This is a genomic window from Tenacibaculum sp. 1_MG-2023 (assembly GCF_030547425.1).
In the GTDB taxonomy this organism is placed as follows: domain Bacteria; phylum Bacteroidota; class Bacteroidia; order Flavobacteriales; family Flavobacteriaceae; genus Polaribacter.
In genome coordinates, this window is the sequence record NZ_JAUORH010000055.1 from 1 (window position 1) to 557 (window position 557).

A 557-nucleotide genomic window follows, 5' to 3' on the forward strand; every position below is an offset into this window, starting at 1 on the left:
CGCTAAATTTGCTGTTTTTCATTGTGACAGTTTGAATTTAAAGTTAGTAAATTCGAATTATTAACTGTCCTATTTTTAGAGAAGCCTACACATATCTCTAATGATATTATTTTTATACTAAGAACTTTAAAATTCTTTTAACCAAAAAAAACGCTCCGATTTTATCGAAGCGTTTTAACTATTAACTAACCTTAAAACTCTTATAAAGCTGCAACGTGTTTAGCCAATTTAGACTTTAAATTTGCCGCTTTATTCTTATGAATAATGTTGTTCTTTGCTAATTTATCTAACATAGATACAACAGTCGAAAACATTCCTTCTGCTTCCTTCTTATCTTCTGTAGCTCTTAATTTTCTAACAGCATTACGAGTTGTTTTATGCTGATATTTATTTCTTAAGCGCTTTGCTTCGTTACTTCTAATTCTCTTTAATGCTGACTTATGATTTGCCATTGTACTAATGCGTTAATTGTTTATAAAAAACTTGTAGTCCGTACGGGAATCGAACCCGTGTTACCAGGATGAAAACCTGGCGTCCTAACCCCTAGACGAACGGAC

At 32.1% G+C, this 557-nt stretch carries 1 protein-coding gene and 1 tRNA gene; both read right to left on the reverse strand.

Annotated features, from left to right (window positions below; translation table 11 throughout):
• Window positions 1-200 precede the first annotated feature (200 nt).
• A complete protein-coding gene (gene rpsT, locus Q4517_RS15420; protein ID WP_028891217.1) occupies window positions 201-452 on the reverse strand; it encodes a 30S ribosomal protein S20 in 252 nt (83 codons plus the stop codon).
• A 34-nt stretch (window positions 453-486) separates the two neighbouring features.
• Window positions 487-557: transfer RNA gene (locus tag Q4517_RS15425), tRNA-Glu, on the reverse strand.

Coding starts and splice junctions, on each gene's coding strand:
- rpsT (WP_028891217.1), bottom strand. CDS start 452: ATGGCAAATCATAAGTCAGCATTAAAGAGAATTAGAAGTAACGAAGCA.